General features: G+C 70.9%; 22 protein-coding genes. 18 read left to right on the forward strand and 4 right to left on the reverse strand.

What is annotated here, in order from left to right:
- The first annotated feature begins 51 nt into the window (after positions 1-51).
- From C1N80_RS00595 to C1N80_RS00650, 12 genes are all read left to right on the forward strand, one after another.
- Positions 52-486, forward strand: coding sequence for a (deoxy)nucleoside triphosphate pyrophosphohydrolase (locus C1N80_RS00595; protein ID WP_240811179.1), 435 nt, complete (start codon positions 52-54; stop codon positions 484-486).
- Positions 483-3,626: a DUF3427 domain-containing protein gene (locus tag C1N80_RS00600; RefSeq protein ID WP_137768987.1), complete on the forward strand. Its 3,144-nt coding sequence runs from the start codon at positions 483-485 to the stop codon at positions 3,624-3,626. Before C1N80_RS00595 ends, C1N80_RS00600 begins: the two co-directional genes overlap by 4 nt.
- A gap of 281 nt (positions 3,627-3,907) precedes the next feature.
- Positions 3,908-4,456, forward strand: a complete 549-nt coding sequence (locus tag C1N80_RS00605; protein ID WP_137768988.1) for a VOC family protein — start codon at positions 3,908-3,910, stop codon at positions 4,454-4,456.
- Between the two features lie 71 nt (positions 4,457-4,527).
- Positions 4,528-6,021: a C69 family dipeptidase gene (locus tag C1N80_RS00610; protein ID WP_137768989.1), complete on the forward strand. Its 1,494-nt coding sequence runs from the start codon at positions 4,528-4,530 to the stop codon at positions 6,019-6,021.
- Positions 6,022-6,026: 5 nt separating this feature from the next.
- Positions 6,027-6,761: a DUF429 domain-containing protein gene (locus C1N80_RS00615; RefSeq protein WP_168197981.1), complete on the forward strand. Its 735-nt coding sequence runs from the start codon at positions 6,027-6,029 to the stop codon at positions 6,759-6,761.
- Between the two features lie 124 nt (positions 6,762-6,885).
- A complete protein-coding gene (locus C1N80_RS00620; protein ID WP_205750656.1) occupies positions 6,886-7,836 on the forward strand; it encodes a LysR family transcriptional regulator in 951 nt (316 codons plus the stop codon).
- Between the two features lie 214 nt (positions 7,837-8,050).
- A complete protein-coding gene (locus tag C1N80_RS00625) occupies positions 8,051-9,445 on the forward strand; it encodes an MFS transporter (protein WP_137768990.1) in 1,395 nt (464 codons plus the stop codon).
- A 53-nt stretch (positions 9,446-9,498) separates the two neighbouring features.
- Entirely contained in the window at positions 9,499-10,827 is a 1,329-nt protein-coding gene (locus tag C1N80_RS00630) for an NAD(P)/FAD-dependent oxidoreductase (protein ID WP_137768991.1), read from the forward strand.
- A complete protein-coding gene (locus tag C1N80_RS00635; protein ID WP_137768992.1) occupies positions 10,824-11,267 on the forward strand; it encodes a RidA family protein in 444 nt (147 codons plus the stop codon). The genes C1N80_RS00630 and C1N80_RS00635 overlap by 4 nt, the downstream gene beginning before the upstream one ends.
- The gene (locus tag C1N80_RS00640; RefSeq protein ID WP_137768993.1) at positions 11,264-11,938 is read left to right on the forward strand and encodes a DUF1028 domain-containing protein; all 675 of its coding nucleotides are present in this window, start codon (positions 11,264-11,266) and stop codon (positions 11,936-11,938) included. Before C1N80_RS00635 ends, C1N80_RS00640 begins: the two co-directional genes overlap by 4 nt.
- Positions 11,938-13,071: an amidohydrolase gene (locus C1N80_RS00645; protein ID WP_137768994.1), complete on the forward strand. Its 1,134-nt coding sequence runs from the start codon at positions 11,938-11,940 to the stop codon at positions 13,069-13,071. Before C1N80_RS00640 ends, C1N80_RS00645 begins: the two co-directional genes overlap by 1 nt.
- Before the next feature lie 24 nt (positions 13,072-13,095).
- Positions 13,096-13,512 carry a hypothetical protein gene (locus C1N80_RS00650; RefSeq protein WP_137768995.1) on the forward strand — a complete coding sequence of 139 codons (417 nt, stop codon included), beginning with the start codon at positions 13,096-13,098 and terminating at the stop codon, positions 13,510-13,512.
- A gap of 22 nt (positions 13,513-13,534) precedes the next feature.
- On the opposite strand, the gene C1N80_RS00655 is transcribed toward C1N80_RS00650, so the two are convergent.
- Positions 13,535-16,048: an ATP-dependent DNA ligase gene (locus C1N80_RS00655; RefSeq protein ID WP_137768996.1), complete on the reverse strand. Its 2,514-nt coding sequence runs from the start codon at positions 16,046-16,048 to the stop codon at positions 13,535-13,537.
- A gap of 97 nt (positions 16,049-16,145) precedes the next feature.
- On the opposite strand from C1N80_RS00655, the gene C1N80_RS00660 reads away from it, so the two are divergent.
- The 6 genes from C1N80_RS00660 (at position 16,146) to C1N80_RS00685 (ending at position 22,203) form a co-directional block, all read left to right on the forward strand.
- The gene (locus C1N80_RS00660; protein WP_137768997.1) at positions 16,146-17,066 is read left to right on the forward strand and encodes a Ku protein; all 921 of its coding nucleotides are present in this window, start codon (positions 16,146-16,148) and stop codon (positions 17,064-17,066) included.
- Positions 17,067-17,179: 113 nt separating this feature from the next.
- A complete protein-coding gene (locus C1N80_RS00665; RefSeq protein WP_137768998.1) occupies positions 17,180-18,364 on the forward strand; it encodes a zinc-dependent alcohol dehydrogenase in 1,185 nt (394 codons plus the stop codon).
- Between the two features lie 45 nt (positions 18,365-18,409).
- Positions 18,410-19,306, forward strand: a complete 897-nt coding sequence (locus C1N80_RS00670; protein WP_137771588.1) for an SDR family oxidoreductase — start codon at positions 18,410-18,412, stop codon at positions 19,304-19,306.
- A gap of 123 nt (positions 19,307-19,429) precedes the next feature.
- Positions 19,430-19,636, forward strand: coding sequence for a hypothetical protein (locus C1N80_RS00675; protein ID WP_137768999.1), 207 nt, complete (start codon positions 19,430-19,432; stop codon positions 19,634-19,636).
- Positions 19,637-19,835: 199 nt separating this feature from the next.
- Positions 19,836-21,566, forward strand: a complete 1,731-nt coding sequence (locus C1N80_RS00680; RefSeq protein WP_137769000.1) for a helicase — start codon at positions 19,836-19,838, stop codon at positions 21,564-21,566.
- Between the two features lie 121 nt (positions 21,567-21,687).
- On the forward strand, positions 21,688-22,203 hold the full coding sequence (locus C1N80_RS00685; RefSeq protein ID WP_137769001.1) for a hypothetical protein: 516 nt from the start codon (positions 21,688-21,690) through the stop codon (positions 22,201-22,203).
- 445 nt (positions 22,204-22,648) lie between these two features.
- Here C1N80_RS00685 and C1N80_RS00690 read toward each other — a convergent pair whose 3' ends face one another.
- From C1N80_RS00690 to C1N80_RS00700, 3 genes are all read right to left on the reverse strand, one after another.
- Positions 22,649-22,966: a hypothetical protein gene (locus tag C1N80_RS00690; RefSeq protein ID WP_137769002.1), complete on the reverse strand. Its 318-nt coding sequence runs from the start codon at positions 22,964-22,966 to the stop codon at positions 22,649-22,651.
- 162 nt (positions 22,967-23,128) lie between these two features.
- Positions 23,129-24,448 (reverse strand): MFS transporter, encoded by a 1,320-nt coding sequence (locus C1N80_RS00695; protein WP_137769003.1) that lies wholly within the window; start codon positions 24,446-24,448, stop codon positions 23,129-23,131.
- 95 nt (positions 24,449-24,543) lie between these two features.
- Positions 24,544-25,902 carry a cytochrome P450 gene (locus tag C1N80_RS00700; protein WP_137769004.1) on the reverse strand — a complete coding sequence of 453 codons (1,359 nt, stop codon included), beginning with the start codon at positions 25,900-25,902 and terminating at the stop codon, positions 24,544-24,546.
- Positions 25,903-25,953: the final 51 nt, after the last annotated feature.

Genomic DNA, 25,953 nt, shown 5'->3' on the forward strand with positions numbered 1-25,953 from the left:
CACCTATTAAGTCGAGTCCAGATCGTATTGCCCACCCGCGGAGGAGCCCCCGTGAACGCCACCCCTATCGTGCGCGTCGTCGGCGCCGTCATCGTGCGCGAAAACATGGTCTTCGCGGCCCGCCGCAACCCCGAGCGGAGCGCTGGCGGGCTGTGGGAGTTCCCCGGCGGCAAGGTGGAACCGGGAGAGACGCCGGAACAGGCGCTCGCGCGCGAACTCGACGAGGAGCTGTCCGTGACGGTCGTGGTCGGCCCTATCGTGGATCGCAGCGTGGCTTCGGTGGGCGAGAAGACCATCGAGCTCTCCTGCTACCTCGCAACACTCGCAGGAGCCGAACCCGCCGCGAGTACTGACCACGACGCGATGCAATGGATTCCCCTCACGGAGTTGGACCAATGGGACTGGGCGCCCGGCGACGTTCCCATCATCCGCGGGCTGCCGCAGAGGATCCGCGACCTCCGCGATCACGAGAGTGAGGCGCAGTGATCCCAGCCGACCGACTCGACCCAGGCCTGTACGAACTCCTCGTCACCACCGGCCTCGCCGATCTCATCACGACCGCCGAGGCCAATGGCTTCACCGCGTCCACGACGGACGTGGACGCGGCCGAGGTCACCCACGTCCTCACGCAGCACATCAGCACCGTCGTCGAACAAGCACTCCGCGAGGCTTCGCCGGAGCAACGCATTGACCTTGCCAACTCGGTGCTGAACGCGCTGCCACTCGCGGGGCAGCAGGGACAGGTCTCGCCCGGGCCGCGTCTGCTGACGGAAGTGTCCCGGCCAGGCGCAGTTCCGCTGGATCGGCCGGCGACGCGTCTCAGCGACGTGGCGCTCATGACCAACGCCCGCAATGACCCGCAGCTCGGCTCGGAGCTGCGCCGGGAGATGGCAAGCGCCGATCGCATCGACTTGCTGTGTGCCTTTGTGCAGTGGAGCGGGATCCGGGTGCTCGAAGCTTCCCTCAAGGCTGCTGCCGACCGCGGCGTGCCGATCCGAGTCCTCACCACTACGTACATCGGGGCGACGGACCGCCGCGCGCTGGATTACTTTGTGCGCGCGCTGGGCTCCGAGGTGCGGATCAACTACGACGCGCAGTCCACGCACCTCCATGCGAAGGCGTGGATGTTTCACCGCCACAGCGGATACACCACGGCCTACGTCGGCAGTTCGAACATGAGCCGTGCCGCGCTCGTGGACGGCCTCGAGTGGAACGTGAAGCTCTCGCGCCAGGTGACCTCGACACTGCTCGACAAGTTCGCGTCCACCTTTGACACCTATTGGGACAGTAGAGAGTTCGCCTCTTACGATCCCGACACGGACGCCGAGTACCTCGACGCGCTCCTCGCCAAGAACGGAGGCCGCGGCCGCAGCACGCTGTTCGGTATCAGCAGCCTCGATGTGCGCCCCTACCCGCATCAACAGGAGATCCTCGACGATCTCCAGTCCGAGCGCGAGACTCGTGGGCGGCATAAGAACCTCGTCATCGCTGCGACGGGGACCGGGAAGACAGTCGTCGCTGCCCTGGACTACAAGCGGTTACGTCCGTCCGCGCACCAGCAGCCGCGGCTCCTGTTCCTCGCGCACCGCAAGGAGATCCTCGAGCAGTCACTGCGCACGTACCGTGACGTCCTCAAGGAAGAGGCGTTCGGCGAGCTCATGGTGGATGGGCATCGCCCACTGAAGGGGACACACGTCTTCGCGTCGATCCAGTCAATGGCGCGTACGCAGGAGCTCGAGCGATGGGACCCTGCCCACTTCGACATCGTCGTGATCGACGAGTTCCACCATGCCGATGCGAACTCCTACCGGCGCGTGCTGGACCACTTCACCCCGGCGGAGCTGCTCGGCCTCACTGCGACACCCGAACGGGCCGACGGCGTGAACGTCACCCAGGCATTCTTTGACGGCCGGGCCGCGAGCGAGCTCCGACTCTGGGACGCCCTCGAAGCCGATCTTCTGGTGCCCTTCCACTACTTCGGTATCGGCGACGGTGTGGACCTCCGCTCCCTGCGCTTCTCCCGCGGCCGCTATGACACCGGCCAACTGGCGCGGGCCCTCACCGGAAATGACGCACGCGCCGCGAAGATCCTCGCGGCTGTCGAGGACAAGGTCACCGATCCACCGAGCATGCGCGCGTTGGGGTTCTGCGTCAGCGTGGAGCATGCGCGCTACATGGCACGGGTGTTCAACGACGCGGGCCTCCCGGCGCTCGCCCTCTCCGGGGAATCACACCCTGAGGAACGACGACGTGGTCTGGAAAGCCTGCGCAACGGCGACGTGACCTGCCTGTTCGCAGTCGACCTGTTCAACGAAGGCCTCGACATCCCCATGATCGACACGGTCCTCATGCTGCGACCCACGCAGTCCTCCACGATCTTCCTGCAGCAACTGGGCCGCGGCCTGCGCCGCGCGGAGGGCAAGTCCGTGCTCACCGTGCTCGACTTTGTGGGCCTACAGAACGAGGCCTTCCGCTTTGATCTGAAGTACCGCGCGCTGACCGGACTCTCCCGGAACCAGCTCCAACGCAACATCGACGAGGGATTCCCCTTCCTTCCGCCCGGCTGCCAGATCGTCTTTGATGCGGTCGCCCAGGACATCGTGCTGAGCAACGTGAAGAAGCAGCTCAAGCTCTCCACCAAGGACCTCGTCGCGGATGTGCGCCAGCATCTGCCCGAGGATGTCGCCCCGGAGGACTACAACCTCGGCACGTATCTCGAGACCGCTGAGCGTTCCCTCGCAGATGTCTACGCCCCGCCAACGCGTACGTTCGGTGGGAGCCAGCGGGCATCGTCGTGGTCGGCGCTCGTGGACTGGGCCTTCCCCAACGCTGAGGTGCAGGGGGAACTGTCCGTCGAGGATGACGTCTTGCTCCGGCGCGTCAGGACGCTCACACACGTGGACGACGCCGACCGGATCGCCGCCTACCGTTCGCTCCTCGACGCGCCCGAGCTTCCCGCTGACGTCGACACGAACCTGTATGCCGCGATGCTCTATTTCTCGATCTGGCCGACCGGCACACGGGGCGTACGCGCCGGCTTGGAAGAGCTGCGCTCACGACCGCCCGTCGTGCGGGAACTCCTGAACCTGCTGGAGTACAAAGCCCAAGTGGGCCGTGTGCGCCCAGAGCCCCTCGGTGGCCGCGCCTCGGCAACGCCGCTGCGCTCCCACGCCACCTACTCGCGCGAAGAGCTACTTGCTGGGCTGGGCCTCGGAACGCGAGACACCGGGACGCCGGGCGCCATCCGCGAGGGCGTGAAGTGGCTCCCCACCCTCCAGGCGGACGCCCTCCTCGTCACGCTCAAGAAGTCAGAGACCGACTACTCCCCCACCACGATGTATCGCGACTACGCGATCAACCAGGACCACTTCCACTGGGAATCGCAAAGCACCACCGGCACCCACAGCGCCACCGGTCAGCGCTACATCAATCACGCCTCCCGTGGCTCCGACGTCATCCTCTTCGTGCGCCGTGCGAAGACCGGTGACCTCGGCACGGAGCCGTACACGTGCCTCGGAACGCTCCAGTTCCAGCAAGCGACAGGGTCGAAGCCGATGCAGATCGTCTGGAAGCTCGATCGGGAGATGCCGATGGATCTGTTCTTGGAGGCAAAGGCGGCCGTGTAGGCCGCAGCCCCGTCGGCCGCACGCAGTGAGGGTGGACGTCAGTCCTCCTCGATCACGAACTTCCCCGAGGCATCGGTGAACAGCGCCGTCTACCCCGGAGTCGCGCCCTGCCGAGGGCGTCGAAGACGTGGTGCGGGAATGCGTCGAGGTCTGCCATGCGCCGAGTCTGGCTGTGGGTCGCCGACGCGGCGCCGGAACAGGGGACGTCGGCCGCCCCTGCCTGCGCGAGTACGTTGGCCGTAGACGCAAGCACCGCGCATCACCCGAGAGAGGACACCCCCATGCCCGAGTCCCCCGCTCCCACCCCTGGCCCGCTGCCCCGCGGCATCCAGCACATCGGGGTGACGGTCCCCGATCTCGACGCCGCCACCACGTTCTTCGTCGACGGGCTTGGCGCGAAGGTCGCCTACGACGGCCTCACGCCCGAGGACGAGCCGCGCGAGGGCGAGGAGGTCGAGCGACAGCTCGGACTGCCCTCCGGGGCGGCGATCCACCGCCAGCGAATGATCGTCATCGGCGAGGGGCCGGGCCTGGAGGTGTTCGAGATCAGCGGGGAGCAGCGGGCGGCGTCGGGCCTCGCCGACTTCGGCCTGAACCACATCTCGCTGTACTGCGACGACATCGAGGGCAGCCTCGCCCGGCTCGTCGCGGCCGGCGGCACGGCCCTGTCCGAGGTGCACGGCAACAGCCGCCACGAGGACTCGCCGGGCAACGGCAGCGTCTACGTGAAGGCGCCGTGGGGGATGCTCATCGAGCTGCAGACCATCCCCTCCGGCCACTACTACGACGAGGACTCGCAGGCCGAGGTCTGGATGCCCTCCCCGCGCTGACCGCGGCCGGCCCTCTCCGCGCCCGGTCGTAGAGTGGCAGGACCCTCCCCTCGCACCAGGAGCCCTCGCCCATGCCCTGCACCACCCTGCTCGTCGGCCGCAACGCGAGCGCCGACGGGTCGCCGATCGTCGCTCGGAACGAGGACTCCGGCAATGGCACCTTCGACCCGAAGAAGGTCGTCGTGGTGCAGCCGGCCGATCAGCCGCGCACCTATACCTCGGTGATCGGCAAGCGCACGATCGAGCTGCCCGGCGATCCCCTGCGGTACACCGCGATCCCGAATGCCCTTCCGGACGAGGGGGTCTGGGCCTGTGCCGGGATCAACGCCGCGAACGTCGCCATGAGCGCCACGGAGACGATCACGAGCAATCCCCGGGTGCTCGGCGCGGATCCGCTCGTCGCACACGACCCGGCGACGGGGACACCGGGCGGGTTCGGCGAGGAGGACTTCGTGACCCTCGTCCTGCCCTACATCCGCACCGCGCGCGAGGGCGTGGAGCGCCTCGGCGCGCTGCTCGCCGAGCACGGCACCTACGAGATGAACGGGGTGGCGTTCAGCGACGAGCACGACATCTGGTGGCTCGAGACGGTGGGCGGGCACCACTGGATCGCGCGGCGCGTGCCGGAGGACCACTACGTGACGATGCCGAACCAGCTGGGCATCGACTCCTTCGACCTGGCCGACGCCGGGGGCCCCGGCCGCGACCACCTCGCGAGCCCGGACCTGCGCGCGTTCCTCGCCGAGCACCGCCTGGACCTCACGCAGCGCGATGCGGAGGATGCGGCGCCGTCGGTGTTCAACCCCCGCGAGGCGTTCGGCTCCCACAGCGACGCCGACCACGTCTACAACACGCCCCGTGCCTGGTTCATGCAGCGCACCCTGAACCCGCGGGCCGAGGACTGGGACGCCGGCCGTCCCGGTGCGAGCCCGGACTCGGACCGCCTGCCGTGGAGCCGGCGCCCCGAGCGGCTGCTCACCGTGGACGACGTGAAGGACGTGCTCAGCTCCCACTACCAGGGCACCGTGTTCGACCCGTACTCCTTCCGCGGCACCGACGCCGAGCGTCGCGCGTTCCGGCCCGTCGGCATCAACCGGCACAACGCCCTCGCGATCCTGCAGATCCGCTCGGACCTGCCGGAGTCGCATCGTGCGCTGCAGTGGGTCGCCTACGCCTCGAACCCCTTCAACACTCTGATCCCGATGTTCACGAACGTCGAGGAGGCGCCCGCGTACCTGAGGACCACCGAGGCGACCGTGAGCACGGACAGCTTCTACTGGGCCTCCCGCATGATCGCCGCCCTTGCGGATGCCCACTTCCACGAGGTGATCCCCGCGATCGAGCGCTACCAGCAGCGCACCCTCGCGCTCGGCCACGCCGCCGTGCACGCCGCGGACCAGGAGGCCGCCGGGGCCGACGAGCCGTCGGCCGTGCCGGCGCTGCTCGCCGCGGCGAACACGGCCGTCGCCGAGAAGATCCGCACGGCGACCGACGCGCTGCTCGGCGAGGTTCTGTTCACCGCGAGCAATCACATGACGAACCGGTTCTCGCGGTCGGACGGCTGAACGCGGTGGCGACGCGCCTGTTCGTCGGCGTCGACCTCGCGGCGGATCCCCGCCGGACCGGCCTCGCCACGCTCTACGAGGACGGGGAGGCGGTCCGTATCGATGACGTTCGTGTGGGGGCGAGCGACGACGACGTGCTCGCTGCCGTGGTCCCCTCAGCGAAAGCCGGGGTCGATGTCCCCTTCGGCTGGCCTCGGCAGTTCGTCGACCTCGTCGGCGGGCACCATTCCGGCGACCTGGCCGTCCCCGGGGACACCGGTCCGGGCTGGCGCCGTGACGTGCTCTATCGGAGGACCGATCTCGAGGTGCGCCGCCTGGTCGGCAAGACGCCGCTCAGCGTCGCCGCGGACAAGATCGCGTACCCGGCGATCCGCTGGACGGTCATCGCGGCGCGGCTGCGCGAGCAGGGCATTCCCACCCCGCTCGACGGCACGGGCGTGACCTGCGAGGTCTACCCGGGCGCTGCTCTGGCCGCGTGGGGTTTCGGGGCCGTGCGCTACAAGAAGGCCACGGGAGCACAGGTGCGCGGCGAGCTCGTGGAAGCGCTCGGCGCGCTCTGGCCGTGGCTCGACTGGGCCGGACACGAGGGGCTGTGCGCAACCACCGATGATGCGCTGGACGCGGTGATCGCCGCAGTCGTCGCGCGCGAGGTGTTCCACGGCCGGGCCGTCTCTCCGCCTGTCGAGCTCACCGCTGCCGCGGCGGACGAGGGGTGGATCTGGCTGCCGACGCCGACTTGATCTTCCCTCGGGTCCCGCGACCGTCGGGCGGCCGGGCGCAGCACCTCCGCGGAACGCGAGGAGAATGACCCACCAGCGGATGCGCGATCCGCCCACTGCCATCTCGTTCGCGCCAGGAGCATGCATGACGATCAGGCGACGGGACATCTCGCTCACCCAGCTGGCCTACTTCGTGGAGTCCGCGGAGCGCGGCAGCATGACGGCTGCCGCGGAGGAGCTGTTCATCGCGCAGTCCGCTATCTCGACGGCGATCTCGCATCTCGAGCAGCAGCTGGGGGTGCGGCTGCTGATCCGCCAGCGCGCCAAGGGCCTCCAGCTGACCGCCGCGGGCGAGGACTTCCTCCAGCGTGCCCGGCAGATCCTCGCGGAGCTCGACGACGCCGTCGCGTCCGTGCACTCCGAGTCCCTCAGCGGGCGGGTCAGCGTCGGCTGCTTCCGCACCCTGGCGCCGTTCTTCCTCCCCACCCTCGTCCGGGACCTGGGCGAGCGGGCGCCGGGGCTGCACGTGGACGTCACCGAGCTGACGGCGGACGAGGTCGCCCCCGCCCTCGCCGCGCATCGGATCGAGGTGGCGCTGACGTACGACCTCGGGCTGGACGCAACGGTGCGTCTCGAGACGCTCGCTCAGGTGCCGCTGTACGCGGCGGTCGCCCAGGACCATCCGCTCGCGGGGCGCGAGGCGGTGAGTCTCGCCGAGCTCGCCACCGAGCCGCTGGTGCTGCTGGACCTTCCGCTCAGCCGCGACTACTTCCTGCGGACCTTCACCGATCACGGGCTCCAACCGACGGTCCGCTACCGCTTCGAGAGCTACGAGGCGGTGCGGGCGATGGTCGCCATGGGGCACGGCTTCACGCTGCTGAACCAGCAGCCGAAGATCGAATCGACTTATTCCGGCGGGAGCCTTTACCACATTCCGATCATCGAGCAGACGCGTTCTCTCGACATCGTGCTGGCGTGGAATGACGACGGCGCACTGCCCACGCGCCGGGCGCGCGCCTTCGCGGAGGCGTGCCGTGCGGTGATCGCCGGCAGCACAGCATCCGAGGAGCCCAGTTCACCCACTTCACCTGTGTGAACGGCCGATCCGTCGCCCTCTCCCCAGGCTCCCGGCAGCCCCGGGGCGAGCGCGGACCGCGACTGATGAGACCGCTCATCACGCTTTGATCACGGCGAAAAACGCCTGGCTATATCTCGAGAACAGAAGAACTTCCCCGCATTCCACTATTTGCACGAATCCTCGGCGGTCCCGATTCTGGTCGGACCCATCACCCCCGAGGAGGGGATTCACCATGACCGCCCCCGCCGTCCCGGACCCCCGCAGCGCCCAGGTGGACCGCCGCGCCGTCCGCACCAGCACCATTGCCGGCTCGATCGGCGTGCTCGTCCACTGGTTCGACTGGGCGGTCTACGCCTACATGGCGACCACGATCTCCGCCGTCTTCTTCCCCGACGCCAGCAGGCCCGCCGGCCTGCTCGCCACCTTCGGGGTCTTCGCGATCTCGTTCCTGGTCCGCCCGATCGGCGCGGTCGTCTTCGGCCGCCTCGGCGACAAGCTCGGCCGCACCACGACCCTCACGGTCGTCATCCTCTCGATGGCCCTATCCACGCTCGTGCTCGGCGTCCTCCCCGGCTACGCGACCATCGGCATCCTCGCGCCGATCCTGCTCATCGCCACCCGCGTGGTGCAGGGCCTCGCCGCCGGCGGCGAGTTCGGCAGCGCCGCCGCGTTCCTCGGCGAGTTCTCCCCCGCGCACCGCCGCGGGTTCGGCTGCAGCTGGCTCGAGTTCGGCAGCCTGCTCGGCTTCCTGCTCGCCTCCTTCATCGTGCTCGTCCTCGAGACCGTGTTCACCGGCGACCAGATCACCGGCTGGGCCTGGCGCATCCCGTTCCTCGTCACCGTTCCGCTGGGCCTCATCGGGTTCTACATCCGCCGACGCATCGAGGACACCCCCGAATTCCGTGCCCTGCAGGAGCTCGAGACCGTCTCCTCCTCCCCCGTGCGCGAGGTGTTCCGCTCCAACTGGCGCGAGTTCCTCAAGACCTGCGGCATGGAGATCTTCATGAACGTGACCTTCTACGTCGTGCTGGTCTACCTGCTGACCTACCAGGAGGTGAACCTCGGCTTCGACGCCGGCCGCGCCGCGCTCCTGTCCACCCTCGGCTCCGCGCTCGCGCTCGTCGTCGTCCCGCTCGCCGGCGCCGCCTCGGACCGTGTGGGCCGCCGGCCGGTGCTGTTCACCGCCGCGATCGCGCTCACGGTCCTCTCGGTGCCGCTGTTCGCCCTGATGCGCGTCGGCACCACCTGGGCCGCGCTCACCTCGACCATGGGGCTCGCGCTGATCCTCGCGATCATCCTCGGCACGCACGCCGTGACCGTCGTCGAGCTGTTCCCCACCCGTACCCGGCAGACAGGCCTCTCCATCGCCTACGCGCTCACCGCGGCGCTCTTCGCCGGCACGGCCCCGTACGTGCTGACCTGGCTCATCGACACGACCGGCAGCACGATGATGCCCGGCTACTTCCTTGCGGCCGTCGGCGTGGTCGGCATCATCACGGTCGCCACGATCCGCGAGTCCCGCGGCATCGACCTCATGAAGGACGAGGACCTCGGCCCCGCCGCGACCGCCCCCGCGCCGGCGGCCGTGACGGTCCCCCCGTCCCCGCCCGCGGCGCCGCTCGTCTGAGTCCCGACGACGGACCGCCCCCACCGCACTCCCCCACCAGGAAGGTCAGCACCATGCTCGCCTCACCCCACCCCACCGAGACCACCGAGGTCGTGGTCGTCGGCGCCGGGCAGTCCGGCATCGCCGCGAGCGCCCACCTCACCCGCCTCGGCATCCCCCACCTCGTCCTCGAGAAGGCCGACGTCGCCGACCGCTGGCGGCACGGCCGCTGGGACTCCCTCGTCGCCAACGGCCCCGCCTGGCACGACCGCTTCCCCGACATGGAGATCCCCGGCATCGGCCCCGACGAGTTCGCCACCAAGGACCAGATGGCCGACTACTTCGGCGCCTTCGCCCGCAGCGTCGACGCCCCCGTCCGCACCGGCGTCGAGGTGCTCTCGGTGTCGAGGCGGGAGGGCGCCTCCGGGTTCCTCGTGGAGACGAGCGAGGGCACCATCGCCGCGGGCAACGTGATCGCGGCGACCGGTCCGTTCCAGGTGCCCGTCTTCCCCCGCATCATCGGTGGGGACCTCGTCCCGCATCAGATCCACTCCGCGGAGTACCGCAACCCCGACCAGCTCCCCGACGGGGGCGTGCTCGTGGTGGGTGCCGGATCCTCCGGCGCCCAGATCGCCGAGGAGCTCCGCGCGGCCGGGCGACAGGTGCACCTCTCCGTGGGCCCCCACGACCGCCCGCCGCGCAGCTACCGTGGCCGCGACTTCGTCTGGTGGCTGGGAGTGCTCGGCAAGTGGGACGCCACCGCACCGGACTCGGATCATGTCACCATCGCGGTGAGCGGCGCCCGCGGCGGCCACACCATCGACTTCCGCGAGCTCGCCGCCGCCGGCATCACGCTCGTGGGACGCACCGAGGCGTCGGCGGGCGGCGCGCTCCGCTTCGCGGACGACCTGCAGCGCAACATCACCGCCGGCGACGCCAACCTCCTCGAGCTCCTGGCGGAGGCCGACGCCTACGTCGAGGCGAACGGGCTCGATCTTCCCGAGGAGCACGAGCTGCACGAGCTCGGCCCCCTGCCGGACTGCGTCACCGACCCGGTGCGCTCGCTCGATCCGCGCGCAGCGGGCATCACCTCGATCATCTGGGCCACCGGCTACGTCCAGGACTTCAGCTGGCTCCGGGTCGATGCCTTCGACGGGGCCGGCCGGCCCGCGCACCTGCGCGGCGTCTCCACGGAGTCCGGCATCTACTTCCTGGGCCTGCCCTGGCTGTCGCGTCGCGGTTCCAGCTTCATCTGGGGCACCTGGCACGACGCGATGCACGTCGCCGATCACATCGCCACCCGCCGCCGGTACGCGCAGTACGCGCCCTCGGCGCAGACCTCACCGCCCTCACAGGCCCCGTCCCGTCCCGCTCAGCAGCTCCTGGAGGAGATCTCCCGATGACCACGCACACGCGCATCCGCCCCTTCAACACGAAGGACACCTACCCCGAGCAGAACCTCGACAACGACCTGTGCCAGGCCGTGGTCGCCGGCGGCGTCGTCTACCTCCGCGGGCAGATCGGCCAGGACCTCGAGACCCGCGAGTCCGTCGGCATCGGCGACGTGGAGGCCCAGGCGGAGAAGGCCATGGCGAACATCGACATGCTCCTGCGCGAGGCCGGCAGCCGCCTCGCGGACGTCGTCAAGGTGACCGTCTACCTCACCGACATCCGTTACCGGGAGACGGTGTACCGGGTGATGGGACGCTGGCTGAAGGGCGTGCACCCCGTCTCCACCGGCCTCGTCGTCGAGGCCCTCGCCCGCCCCGAGTGGCTCGTCGAGATCGACGCGACCGCCGTGATCAGCGACCCGAAGGACGACCACGAGGTGGCGAGCGCATGACCTTCTCGATCGTCGCCCGCGACGCCCGCACCGGCGCCCTCGGCATGGTGGTCAGCTCGTCCAGCCCCGCCGTCGCCTCACGCTGCCTGCACCTGCGCGCCGGCGTCGGCGCCGTCGCCTCCCAGAACGTCACCAACCCCGCCCTGGGCCCGGCCGTCCTGGACCGTCTCGAGGCCGGGCTCCCGGCGAGCGCGGCGCTGACCGCCGTGCTCGAGGACGAGCAGCACCCCGCCTATCGGCAGCTCACCGTCGTCGACGCGCAGGGCAGGACCGCCGAGCACTCCGGCGAGAACGCCCTGGGCACGCGCGCGAGTGCCACCGGCGACCAGTGCGTCGCCGCCGGCAACCTGCTGGCCGACGAGGCCGTGATCCCCGCGATGGTCGCCGCTTTCGAGGCGAGCGCCGGCGAGGAGCTCGAGCGTCGCCTGCTCGCTGCGTTCCGCGCCGCCGTCGAGGCGGGCGGCGAGGCCGGGCCGATCCGCTCCGCCGGTCTCGCCGTCGTCGACGACGTGCCCTGGCGGACCACGGACCTGCGCGTGGACGACGCCGAGAACCCCCTCGGCGAGATCGCCCGGCTGCTCGAGCTGTGGCTGCCGCAGAAGGCGGACTACCGCGTCCGCGCGCTCGACCCGACCGCGGCCCCGTCATACGGCGTGCCGGGGGACGAGTGATGACGGCGGCGCTGCTCCGCACGGTCGAGGACGACGTCGAGGCCCGGCGGGAGGAGCTCGTGGGGATCAGCCACCACCTCCACGCGCACCCGGAGACCGCGTGGACCGAGCACGCCTCCGCCGCCTTCCTCTCCGAGCGCCTGGAAGCCTGGGGCTTCGGCGTGGAGCGGAGCGCGGCCGGTCTGCCCACGGCGTTCGTCGCCGAGCACGGCACGGGCTCGCGGACGGTCGGCGTCGTCGCCGAGTACGACGCCCTCCCGGGGCTCGGCCACGCCTGCGGCCACAACGTCATCGCCGCCGCCGCGCTCGGTGCCGCGCACGCCCTGCAGGCCGTCGCGAGCGAGCTCGACCTGAGGATCCGCGTGATCGGCGCGCCCGCCGAGGAGGGCGGCGGCGGCAAGATCCCCCTGCTCGAGGCCGGAGTCTTCGACGGCCTCGAGGCCGCGCTGATGATCCATCCCGGGCCGGCCGACGCCGTCCTCGCCCGGCCGCGCGCCGTGGCGCATTTTGACGTGGAGTACCAGGGCATGGCCTCCCACGCCGGTGCCTACCCGCACCTCGGCGTCAACGCCGCCGACGCCTTCACCGTCGCCCAGGTCGCCATCGGGCTGCTGCGCCAGCAGCTCCCCGACACGATCCGCGTCCACGGCATCGTCCAGGAGGCGGGCACCGCACCGAACGCGATCCCCGGCAGCGCCCGCGGCTCCTGGTACGTCCGCGCGGACACGCTGGACGAGCTCGACGTGGCCTTCGAGCGGGTGCGCACCTGCTTCGAGGCCGGGGCGACCGCGACGGGCTGCACGTGGGAGCTCACGGAGACGAGCCCCCGCTACGCCGAGTTCCGCAACGACCTCGAGCTCGCCAGGATCTTCACCCGCCTCGCGGCCGACCAGGGGCGGGACATGGACCTCGCCGAGGACGGCCCCCGCGGTATGGCGACCGCCTCGACGGACATGGGCAACGTGTCCCAGCACGTCCGCGCGATCCACCCCTACCTCGGCATCGACTCCCTGCCTGCGGTGAACCATCAGCCCGAGTTCGCCGACGCCGCCGCCACGCCCGCCGCGGACCGGGCCGTGCGGGACGGGGCGGTGCTGCTCGCGCAGACCGTCGTCGAGCTGCTCTCCCGCTGACCCGTCCCCGCTACCCTCGTCCCCATGGGGGCGACGAGGACGCACACGGGGATCATCACGCTGCTGCTGGGCACACTGCTGCTCAGCAGCTGCACGGAGCACGTGAAGGAACACTGCAGCGGGAAGGACGAGACCACCTCCTGCACCGTCACCTTCGAGACCTCGGACGGCCAGTGGTCCACCCAGCTCGAGGGCGACAACTGGGACGAGAACGCCCGGATCAGCGGCACGTTCACGATCGAGTCGGGCAGCGGAACGCTGCTCATCGAAGGAGCGGACTCCTCCCAGGAGTACCCCCTCACCCCGGAGGAGCCCGTGGTGGTCGAGGACCTGCCGCTGGAGCTCAAGCGGGACGATGAGGACACCTGGATCTACCTCAAGGTCACCTCCGATCCGCAGATCGACGGCTTCTCCGCGCAGTACGAGTTCACCCCCAGCTGAGGCGTGGGCCGCACGCCCCGTCTCACTCCTCCCAGCGCACCTCGTTCGCCGCCTTGTCCTGCCGCCACCCGCGCCAGACGGGGTGGCGGAGGCGGCCGTCGGCCGTGCGCTCGGTGTGCTGGACCTCGGCCACGAGGTCCGCGCGCACCCACTCGGCGTCGCGACGGTCCGCGGAGGGCACGTCATCGACCGGGGGCGTCTTCCGGGTGCGGGAGGAGAGCGTGGCGGCGATCTGCTCGAGGTCGCGATCGCTGAATCCGGTGCCCACGCGTCCGGCGTAGCGCAGCTCGCCGTCCGAGTCGGGGACGGCCAGCAGCAGGGAGCCGATGCCCCCCGCGCGGCCGCCCTTCCCGTGCCGCCAGCCGATGACGACCACCTCCTGGTGCCGGGCGTTCTTGATCTTGATCCAGGTGCGGCTGCGCTTGCCGGGCCGGTACACGCTCGTCTCCCTCTTCGCCATGACACCTTCGAGCTGCAGCTCCTTCGAGAGCGCGATCGCATGGTCGACGTCGCCGTGGTCCGCGTGCGGCAGCTGCACGTGCCCGCTCGGCGCGACCACGTCGAACAGGGCGTCCCGGCGCTCGCGGTACGGGGTGCGCAGCAGCGAGTCCCCGCCGCGCACGAGCAGGTCGAACAGCATCACATGGACCTCCACGTCCTGGCGGGCCCGCTCGACGTCCCGCGGACGGCTCAGTCCCAGCCGCCGCTGGAGGCGGGGGAAGGACGGCCGGTCGCGGTCGTCGAGCGCGACGATCTCCCCGTCGAGCACGGTCTCGCCGGCCGTGAGGACCTGCGGGTCGATCGCGTCCTCCAGCTCGGCGAGCTCGGGGAAGGTGGCGGTCAGGTCCCTGCCGGTGCGGCTGGTGAGGCGCACGGCGCCGGCCGTGACGGTCGCGATGACGCGCACGCCGTCCCACTTCATCTCGAAGGCCCAGTCGTCCTGGTCGCGGATGTCCTCGCGGCTGCCCAGGGTGGCGAGCATCGGGGAGATCGGCTCCCCCATCGTCTCCGCATCGGCCCCCTCGTCGGATGCCGGATCGGCGGACTTGGCGCGGGCGGGTTCGGCTTCGGGCTGGTCCTTCATGAGGTGCATCAGCCAGTGGGCGCGGGCCTTCTCCTTCGCCGCCCGGCTCGCTCGCTTCCCGCCCATGCCGCCGGTGTGTACGAACGCGTAGCGGCGCGGCACCCCGCCGAGCCCGCCGTCCTCACGGCCGTGGCAGACGGCGATGATCTCCTTCCCCTCGCGCCATTTCTCGATCTCGACGGAGCCGGTGTCCCAGATGGTGACGTCGCCGCCGCCGTACTCGTCCTTCGGGATGCTGCCCTCGAAGGTGCCGTACTCGAGCGGATGGTCCTCCGTCCGCACGGCCAGGCGGTTCACGTCCACATCCAGCGGCGGCCCCTTGGGCACGGCCCAGGAGACCAGCACGCCGTCGTGCTCGAGGCGCACGTCCCAGTGCAGGCTCGAGGCGTGATGCTCCTGGATCACGAACATCGGCTCCTCCGCATCGAGCGCGTGCTGCGCGGCCTCGGTGCCCGGCCCGTGCTCGGGGACGGGCTCGGGAGTCCGAGCGGCGTCGCGCTTGGAGCGGTAGACCTCCAGGCGGTCCCGCGTGCCACGATCCTCGTCGGCGTGCGAGCCGTCGCCGGCCAGTCCCAGGCCGGAGATCGGATCGACGCCGTCCTCGACGCGCCGCAGGACCTCCTCGAGCTCCAGCTGCTCGAGCTCCGGGTCCTCGATCTCCTCCCAGCTGCGGGGCGCGGCGACCGTGGGCCGCAGGCGCCCCCGCAGCGAGTACGGGCACACGGTGGTCTTGTGGCCGTTGTTCTGGGACCAGTCCACGAGCACCTTGCCCGCGCGCCTCGATCTCTTCATGTCGCTGATGACCTCGTCGGGGTGGTCCTCCTCGAGGGACCGGGCCAGCTCGTGGGCCACCTGGGCGATCTCCTGGGCCGCGGCGGTGCCGTCCAGGGGTGCGTAGAGGTGGATGCCCTTGGAGCCGGAGGTGACCGGGAAGGACGCCATCCCCATGCCGTCGAGGATCTCGCGGCACCAGCCGGCCACACGGGCGCAGTCCGCCAACCCCGCACCCTCGCCCGGGTCGAGGTCCAGCACGAGCCGGTCGGGGCCAGACGGTGCGAGGTCCGCGTCGAAGCGCCACTGCGGGGTGTGGATCTCGAGGGATGCCAGCTGGGCGAGCCACACGAGCACGGCCGGCTCGTCGACCAGGGGGTAGGTCGAGGTGCCGTCCCGGTGCTCGATGTCCGCGCGCGGCACCCAGTCCGGGGCGTGGTCCTCGAGGTCCTTGCGGAAGAAGGCCTTCCCGGGATGCTCGGCGGTGCCCACGCCGTCGACCCAGCGCTTGCGGGTGGCGGGGCGGCGGGCGGCCTGCGGGATCATCACCCCGGCGACGCGCCGGTAGTAGTCCAGCACCTCGCCCTTGGTGGTGCCCGTGGAGGGGTAGTAGACCTTCTCGAGGTGCGAGACCCTCAGCGTGCGGCCGTCGACCTCGACCTTCTGCTCACCGGTAGCCATGTAACCACTGTGCCCCTCCTCCCGCGATCCGTCACGGGCCCGCCACGTCCCGGGTCCGGGCACTGGCCAAGCGACGGCAGTCGTGATGCCATGGGGCATGCGCGCGATATGGAGCGGTGAGATCACGTTCGGCCTCGTCAACGTGCCGGTGAAGCTCTACGGGGCGACCCGGTCGCACGACCTGTCCTTCCACCAGGTCCACGACGAGGACCAGGGGCGCATCCGGTACCAGCGCACCTGCGAGGTCTGCGGGCGCGAGATCGACTACGAGCACATCGACAAGGCCTACGACGACGGGGACAAGACCGTCGTGCTCACCGACGAGGAGCTCGCGGACCTGCCGGCTGAGGACAACGACGAGATCGACGTCGTCCAGTTCGTCCCCGGGGACCAGGTGGACCCCATCCTGCTGGGGACCTCCTACTTCCTCGAGCCCGTGGGCCGCTCCTCGAAGGCGTACGTGCTGCTGCGCCGCACCCTCGAGGACACCGAGCGCACGGCCGTCGTCACCTTCACCCTGCGCTCCAAGACCCGCCTGGGGGTGCTGCGGGTGCACGAGGACCTGCTCGCCCTGCAGACCCTCCGCTGGCCCGCTGACCTCAAGGACGTCGACTTCGGCCCGTCGAGGACCACGATCAGCGCGAAGGAGCGGAAGATGTCCGCCGCATTGGTCGAGCAGTTCAGCGGCGACTTCGACCCGGAGCAGTTCACCGACGAGTACCAGGAGCAGCTGCGCGAGCTGGTCGACGCCAAGCTCGAGGAGGGGGACTCCGTCGACACCGAAGCGACCTTCGGCAAGGACACCTCGAAGGGCGAGGGCGGGGGTGACGGGAAGGTCATCAGCCTGATGGATGCCCTCGAGCGGAGCGTGCAGAAGCGGCGGGGTGCGACGGAGAGGAAGGGTTCCGCGACGACCAAGAAGAGCTCGACGACCAAGAAGAGCTCGTCGAGGAAGAAGAGCTCGTCGAGGAAGAAGGGCTCGTCGACGACCTCCCGCTCCTCGAAGAGATCCGGTTAGGCCACGCCGGAGAGACCCCCGCGGAGCTGCGGTACCGACCGGTAGGGCGCACCCCTGGCTCCCCCGAGTGATCCCCGCTACGTTGGGCAAACGCCGACCAGGAGGTATCACCCGTGAGAGCAGTGACATGGCAGAAGCCCGGCGACGTGAGCGTCGAGGACGTTCCTGATCCTGTGCTCCAGGCGCCGGGCGATGCGATCGTCAGGATCACGTCGACCGCGATCTGCGGTTCGGATCTGCACCTGTACGAGGTTCTCGGCCCCTACATGACGGCGGGCGACGTCCTCGGGCACGAGGCGATGGGGATCGTCGAGCAGGTCGGCCCGGGAGTGACGCGCGTGCGCCCCGGCGATCGCGTCGTCGTGCCGTTCAACATCTCGTGCGGGGAGTGCTGGATGTGCACCCGCGGGCTCCAGTCGCAGTGCGAGACCACTCAGGTCACCGACCAGGGAATGGGCGCAGCCCTGTTCGGGTTCTCGAAGCTCTACGGGCAGGTCCCCGGCGGCCAGGCCGAGTACCTGAGGGTTCCCCATGCGGATTACGGCCTGATCACCGTCGGCGCCGACCTCCCCGACGAGCGGTATCTCTTCCTCAGCGACATCCTGCCCACCGCCTGGCAGGGGGTGATGTACGCCGATGTGCCCGAGGGAGGGACGCTCGCCGTTCTCGGCCTCGGCCCCGTGGGACAGTTCGCCGCGCGGATCGGAGTGCACCGCGGGTACCGCGTGTTCGCCATCGACCCTGTCCCCGAACGCCGCGCCATGGCGGCGCGGCACGGGGTGGAGGTCTTCGATGAAGGCCCGGAGGGGATCGAGGCCATCAAGGAGGCCACCGCGGGACGAGGGCCGGACGCCGTGGTCGACGCCGTCGGGATGGAGGCCCATGGCAGCCCGATCGCACGTACCGCACACCAGATCGTGGGCCACCTGCCGAAGGCGGCGGGACGCAAGGCGATGGAGACCGTCGGGGTGGACCGTCTCGCGGCGCTGCATACGAGCATCGAGCTGGTGCGCCGCGGCGGGACGGTGTCGCTCAGCGGCGTGTACGGGGGCACCGCGAGCCCGATGCCTCTGCTGACGATGTTCGACAAGCAGATCCAGTTCCGGATGGGCCAGTGCAACGTCCGCTCGTGGACCGAGGACCTCCTCCCCCTCGTGGAGGACGCCGCTGATCCGCTGGGAGTGACGGACCTCGTCACCCATCGCCTGCCGCTCGAGGAGGCATCTGCTGCGTACGCGCTGTTCCAGAAGAAGCACGACGGCTGCATCAAGGTCGTGCTGGAGCCCAGCCGTCGCTGACCACCGCTCGTGGACCCACAGGAATCGTCGAAGAGAGCAATGACCATGACATCAGACCAGCTGACCTTCCAGAACCCGGTCGAGCGCTTCCCCGCGATCACTCCTCCGGAGCAGGACCAGCCCGAGCCGGGCCTCGATGCGGCGCTCGTGCCCCAGACCGATCGCGGGGAGCACTCCTACCGCGGTACGGGACGTCTCGAGGGCCGGCGTGCGCTGATCACGGGGGCGGACTCCGGCATCGGGGCAGCGGTCGCCATCGCCTTCGCCCGCGAAGGTGCTGACGTCGCCCTGTCCTACCTGCCTGCGGAAGAGGAGGACGCGCAGTACATCAGTCGTGTCATCGAGGAGAGCGGCCGCACGGCTCTCCGGCTGCCCGGCGACCTCGCGGACCCCGAGTACTGCCGAGCGGTGGTCGACGAGGCGGCCGCCGGGCTCGGCGGCCTCGACGCACTCGTGAACAACGCGGGCCGACAGATCTCGGTCGAGCACGTCGAGGATCTCGACGACGAGCAGTGGACGTCGACCTTCGACGTGAACATCCGGGCGATCTACCGGGTCTCGAAAGCGGCGCTGCGACACCTGGAACCGGGATCGACGATCGTCAACTCGACCTCGATCCAGGCCTACAACCCCTCACCTCATCTTCTCGACTACGCCTCGACCAAGGCGGCGATCAACAACTTCACCAAGGGCCTCGGGCAGCAGCTCGCACCTCGGGGGATCCGGGTCAACGCCGTCGCCCCCGGACCCATCTGGACCCCTCTGCAGGTCTCTGACGGCCAGCCCAAGGACGCACTTCCCGACTTCGGGAAGAGCACCCCCCTGGGCCGGGCCGGACAGCCCACCGAGCTCGCGCCCGCCTACGTCTTCCTCACCTCGCCGGAGTCCAGCTACGTCATCGGCGAGACGCTCCATGTAAACGGGGGAACCCCGAGCCCCTGAGCACGCCGGGCGACACGGTTCTCTTCGCACGTCGAGGACGCGGGCGGGCTCGCTCGCTCACTGCGGATCCGGCCGCGACGAGGGCTCGCAGGCCCATGACGAACCCACCACAGGAGGATCACCATGACCAGCACCCCCATGCATCACCCCGATGACGACACCCGCCCCGTCCCGGAGGACCAGGGCACAGCCCACCGCGATGAGCACGGCACCGCCGATCCGGTGGACGAGGAGACCAAGCGTCTCTCCGAGGCCGAAGCCGCCCAGCACGACGGGCCCGCCGAAGCACAGGACACCGATGCCGGCGAGAGCGGCGGCTACGGCCACTGAGCTGTCCCCACGCCTCGCCGGATAGGGACCCAGACCTTCGCGCGGTCCAGCTCCCCGATGCTGACCATCCGGCGGCGCCGGGCGCTCATGCCCGGCGCCGCCGGGCGGTGGTGTGGTGCGCGAAGGCCATGCGGTCTCCCGGATGCGGGGTCAGAGAGGCGCTCGCAGTCGAGGGAGCGTGCCCGGGTAACCTCGCACGGTGCCTCCTTCCCGCCGTTCCAGCACCCGCCGCCGTCGGTCCTCCCGTCGCGGGGGATCGAGCTCCTCGACCCGGCCGCTGCCCTTCGCGGGCCCCGGCGAGCGCCTGTGGGTGCTCGACGTCCCCTACGGCACGCAGGTCGAGGGCGCCACCTGGCATCCCGCGGTGAAGATGCACCTGCACGTGGGCCGCACCCTGCCCGCGCACCTCGCGCCCTATGCACCGGGCCCGCACACCCTGGGCCGCTTCCTCGAGAACCAGCTCAACCCCGACTCCCCCGCGCCGATGCCGGAGCCGGAGGAGGACTTCGAGCCGCGGCTGAACCAGTACGAGGCGGCCGATGCGATGGCGGAGCGCGCCGCGGCGGGCGGGCGGCAGTTCCTGCTGGCGGACGAGCCGGGCGTCGGCAAGACGATCTCCGCGGTGCTCGGCGCGAGCGCGGTGGGCGACCTGTGGGGCGCGGAGCGGGTGCTCGTCGTCGCGGACCGTCCGGCGGCGATCACCATCGGCCACTGGTGCCGCACGATCACGGCGCTCGGCGACAGCGGCCTGGAGTGGGTGGTGATCACCTGGGACCGGCTGGAGAAGGTCGCCGGATACGACTGGGACGTGATCATCGCCGACGAGGCGCACGCCCTGCGCCGCACCACGACGAAGCGCTGGAAGCTGTGGGCGAGGATCTCGGGGCACGGCGTCGCGCACGAGAAGGCGCCGTTCGTCATCGTCACGACGGCGACGCCCGGCCACACGCCGCTCGAGCTGCCCTACCTCGCCCCCGCCTACGCGCAGGTGCACGGGGAGACCATGAAGGAGTGGACCTCGGTGAAGCAGCCGGCGGCGGATTTCGCCGATGCGCTCGAGCGGCACGGCATCGCGCTGGAGAAGGGCCGCTACGGGGCGACGTGGACGGCCGACGCGACCCGTCGCGCGGAGGACCTCGCCCGGGTGCGCGGCTGGCTCGCCGACGCCCGGCCGACGGCGATGCTGCACCGCGCGGCGCCCTGGGGGCCGGTGCCGATCTCCGGTATGCCGGTGACGCTCACGCCCGCGGAGCGCTCCGCCTACGAGGCGGAGTGGGGCGAGTTCTGCCGTGAGATGGACGTGGCTCGGCGCGGCCGGAACACGGCGAAGGGGCGGGCGGCGCTGCTGCGGTTCCGGCAGAAGGCGGGCCTGATCCGTGTGGACTCGACCGTCGCGTGGATCGGCCAGCAGGTCGAGGCGGGACGGCAGGTGGCGTGCTCGGTCGAGTTCGTGACGACGGCCGCGGATCCGATCGCGGACCGGCTGCGGGACGCGGGCCTCGAGGTCGCCCCGATCTACGGCCGGGACCGCTTCGACGTCGAGGCGGAGCGGCTGCGCTTCCAGCGGGGCGAGGCGAGCGTCTGCGTGTTCACGACGGTCGCCTCGATCAGCCTGCACGCCGGGGAGACGCTGCCCCGCGGGGAGAGGGCGAGCACCGATCCGCGCGTGGGCGTGTTCCACCAGGCGCGGTTCTCCGGCATCGCGGGGCGGCAGGTCACCGGCCGCACGCACCGCGACCACCAGGTCTCCCCCTGGCACATCGCCTACGCGCAGGGCACCGTCGAGGAGCAGGTCAGCAAGGTAATGGTGGAGCGGATCGCCGCGGCCTCGGACACCGTGGGTGGGGACACCGAGAGCCTCGAGGACGTCGCCCAGCTGCTCGGCGCGGACTGGCTGCCCTCGGCGAGCCTCACCGAGGGCAGCGCCTGAGGTCGACCAGCGACCGGGCCTGCGTGTCCCGATCAACGTCCGCCCGCTCCTTGACACATGGTCACGAAAGGGCAAAGAGTAGGTCAACGGAAGCCATGGACGCTTCGAGCGACTGGCGGACGTGGGGGGTGCTGCTGCGTGCGCCGACGGGTCCGGGGCACTGAGGAAGGACCGATCGTCCAAGACCCGCATCCGCATCCGTCATCTCGCCGCCGTCGCCGCCATCGGCCGGGCCGGGACCGTCGTCGCCCCGTCGGCCCTCGCCCTCGACCCGGCTGCCGCGCCCGCCGCGAGCCGGAGCGCCGCCGCCCCGAGCACGGCCGCCGCTGCCACGGCCACCGCCACCACCGCGAGCACCGCCACCGCGATCACCCCCGTCGGCTACGCCGATCGCACGATCCGCGCGTTCGGCGCCCGCGACGACATCGACCTCGCGAGGTACACGACGGCCGACGCCCGCCGCGCGATCATCGCCCACGAGGGCGCCGCCAAGCACTGGCAGCGCATTGGCGCCGAGGGCGCGGCCGGCGACGTCCATGTGAGCTACGTGAACACCGAGACGGGCGACGAGCTCACCATCGGCGTGGACATCTCCGACGGCACGGGCCACGACCACCTCGTCGACACCGCCCGCTGACCCCGCGCGGGGGTTTCACCGGCCCCGTCCGCCGACCCCGCGACGGCGGATCTCACCGACGTCGCCCGCCGGCACCTCGACGGCCGAGTTCAGCGGCACGCTCCACCGGCCTCGGCCGGCCGAGCGCCTCGACATCCCCCGCCGCGCCTCCGTCGGCCCTGCCAGGGCCTCCCCCAAAAACGCCTCACATCATGTACATGATGACGCGCGTTTTCACGGGAGGCCCTCGCCGTCCCACGCTCACGATGCCGGAGCGGCGCACCCCACGAGGGTCGCGCTCCGGGCGCAACCCTGACTCCGAGAAAACAACGATCCCGGGCACACCCCTGACGCCGAGCACACCCTTGACCCCCGGAGCACCCCTGCGCAGCCCACCGCGGGCCGGCGCCCCGCATGACACCCCCTGAACGGCGCCCCTCGGCGATCGCCCGTCAGGACCGCGGCGTCAGCGCGCGGGGCCGCCCCGCTGGGCCAGCTTGTCCTTGATACCGCGGATGGTCTTCCCGAGGCCCGTCGGCTCCGCCTCGTCCTCCGCGGGGAGCTCCACGTAGTCGACGATCGCGCGCATCGTCGCGACGTCGATGCTGGGCGTGCCGTTCGCGAGGAGGGTGCCGATCCGGGCGCCGACGAGCTTCTCGAGCTTGTCCGCAGCGGCGTCGCCGCGCTCGTCGCGCACGGAGTCCAAGCGCTGCCGGAGAAGCCGCGCGGCCACCTCGGAGGCGGGCACGGGCTCGGGATGTCCGGCGACGGTGATCTGTTCCAACTTCAGTCCCCACGGATCGAGATCGGGAGCGCGCCGCTGGCCGGGCGCACCCGCCGGGCGGCTGCGACCGGCTCTTCCACAGTACCGGGAGCAGGCGGAATCCGGCAGATCAACCGGCGGCGAGCATCCCGGCGACGACGACCGGGGCCAGGAGGGACCCGATCACGGCCGCTCGGCGCGCGAGCGCAGGTGCAGCACCACGGTCAGCACGCTCAGCAGCACGATCACCGCGACGACGCCGATCTGGAGCTCGCGGAACGCCTCGGCGTACCACCCGGGGTGCTCCCCCGCACCGGTCGCGACCCGTGCCGCCGCGCCGTCGTCGTCCCCCGCCGCATGCACCGCCGCGGCGAGGAGCGTGCCGTACAGCGCGACGGCCGCGGCCTCGGAGCTGATCCGCACGGCGTTCAGCACGCCCGCGGCCCACCCCTGTCGGGACGGCTCCGCACAGGCCAGCGCCTCCCCGTCCACCAGACCCAGCGGCAGCCCGAACGAGGCGCCGACCAGCACCATCCCGACGAGCAGGGGGACGAGGCCGCCACCCGGCCGCATCGCGCCGAGCAGCACGACGTTGCCGAGCACGACGCACGCCAGGGACACGTGGACCACCGTGAACGCCGTGATCCGGGCCCGCCGCGCCATGACCCGCGCGGCGAGGGCCGGGAGCACGAGCACCGGAGCGGTCATGACGAGCATGACGAGGCCCGAGCTCCCCTCGTCGAGCCGCCGGACCGCGCTGAGCGCCGTCGGCATGTAGGTGAGCATCGCGATGAAGCCGACGGACTGGATCACGGTGACCACGCAGAGGGCGAGGAAGCGCGGGTCGCGCAGCTCGCTCCGTCCCGGTGGGGCCGACGGCCCTGCGGCCGACGACGCCGCCCGATCGACGTCCGAAGCCGCTGCGGCGGAGGGCAGGTGCCGGCGCAGGACGAGGACGACCGCGAGCGGCAGGAGCGGGAGCAGGAAGACCCCGCGCCATCCCACCTGGTCCGCGACGAGGCCGGAGACCGTAGGGCCGAAGGCGAGCCCCACGCCCAGGACAGTGCCGAGCAGCGCGAAGGCCCGCGCCCGCGCGGCGCCCGTGAACGCGGTGCTGAGCAGCGACGCCGCGGCGACCTGGATCGCGCCCGCCCCCGCCCCGGCGACCACGCGCATCACGTCGAGGACCACGAGGCCGGGCGCGAGGGCGCTCGCCACGGCTCCAGCCGCGAGGACCAGGACGTTGACGAGGAAGATGCGGCGCAACCCGACCCTGTCCGCGGCCAGGCCCCAGGCGAGCGTCGAGAGCGCGAAGCTCACGTTGAACCCGTTGACGACCCCCTGCAGCAGGACCGGCGCCGCCCCGAGGTCCCGGGCGATCCCCGGCAGCAGCACGGAGGTGCCGGCGACGGACAGCGGCAGCACGATGACACCGCTCAGGACGGCGACCAGCAACAGCAGGGGGCGGGTCCGCGTGCTCGGGGGCGCGGGGGCGGTGGGCATCGGGGCTCTTCTCCGGCCGGAGCCTGGGTGATGGGCATGCGGACGGGGCGGCCGCCGGGTGGGCGGCCGCCCCGCGGGGCAGGGACGGTCGGCGATCAGTGCAGGATGATCGGCTGCGACTTGTAGGCGACGAGCCGGTCGGTGATGACGCGCACGGGCTCCTCGGCGATGGTGACCGCCTCGTAGTTCTCCGCGACGCGACCCAAGATCGCCTGCGCCTCGGCGCGGGCGATCATCTGGCCCGCGCAGCTGTGGGTGCCGAGGCCGAAGGTGAGGTGACGACTCGCCTCGAGCGGCCGGTCGAAGTCGAAGGCGTCCGGGTTCTCGAACACGTCCGGGTCGCGGTTGACCGCGCCGATCGGGAACTTGATGCACGAGCCGGCGGGGATCTCCACGCCACCGATCGTCACATCCTCGGTCGGGAAGCGGGTGAGCAGGAGCTCGACCGGGTTCAGACGCGCGACCTCCTCGACGATTCTTGCCCGCGTCTCGGGACGGTCGCGGAACGCGGCCATCACCTCGGGGTGCTGGGCGAACACCTCGAGCGCCGAGCCGATGAGGTAGGCGGGGTTCGGGGCGCCGGACATGTAGAAGTTGACGGTGTTCTGGACGACCTCGTTCCAGGTGATCTCCCCGCGCTGGTGGGTCGCGATGAGTTCGTCGGCCAGGCCGGTCCCGGGGTCGGCGACCTTCTCCTTCAGGAGGGCCTCGGTGCGGGCGAACATGTAGTCCACGCCGGCCTGGGACCGCTCCCAGGTGCCGGGCAGTGGGTCCGTGGCCTGGATGAGCATGCCGTCCCAGAGCGCCCAGAACAGCGGCTCCGCGGTGCCCGCCTCGAGGCCGAGCACACGAGCCATCGTGCGGTGGGTGGGCTCGACGCCGAGGGTGAAGTGCCCGTCCATGACGGTGCCTCGCTCGTAGGAGCCGAGGATGTCGTCGAGGGCCTCCTCGGTGAACTGGACCCACTGCTTGATGAGCTTCGGGGTGAACCAGCGACTGAAGAGCCGGCGACTGCGCGCGTGCTCCGGCGGGTCCATGCTCAGCACCGTTTCGTCGAAGGCCGACTCGAAGGGGTTGTGCTCGAGGTGCCCGGGGAACTTGATGCTCATGATCGGGAGCTTGAAGCTCGACATGACGTCGTCGTAGCGGGTGACGACGTAGGTCTGGTCGCCGGCGTAGTGCACGGGCGAGGTCCGGCGGGCCCGCGCGTAGTAGGGGTACGGGTTGCGCTGGAACTCCTTGTCGTTCCACTGGAACAGCTCGCCCTCGGCGGGGCCGTCGGAGACGGCGCTGAGGCCGCGGATCTCGTGGGCCGAGTCGTCGCGCTCGCGCATCCCGACGTACTCGGCCTGCGCGGCGGCGCGGATCCGCTCCTCGGCGGGCACGGCGGCGGGCGTCGCGGTGAGGATGTCGACGTCGGTGGCCGGCGTATCGTCCAGAAGGTTCTCGGTCATGGTTCCGTTCCTTGTCTCGTCAGGGACTGAAGACTTACTAACGCTCGTTAG

It is taken from the genome of Brachybacterium sp. SGAir0954 (genome assembly GCF_005490785.1).
In the GTDB taxonomy this organism is placed as follows: domain Bacteria; phylum Actinomycetota; class Actinomycetes; order Actinomycetales; family Dermabacteraceae; genus Brachybacterium; species Brachybacterium rhamnosum.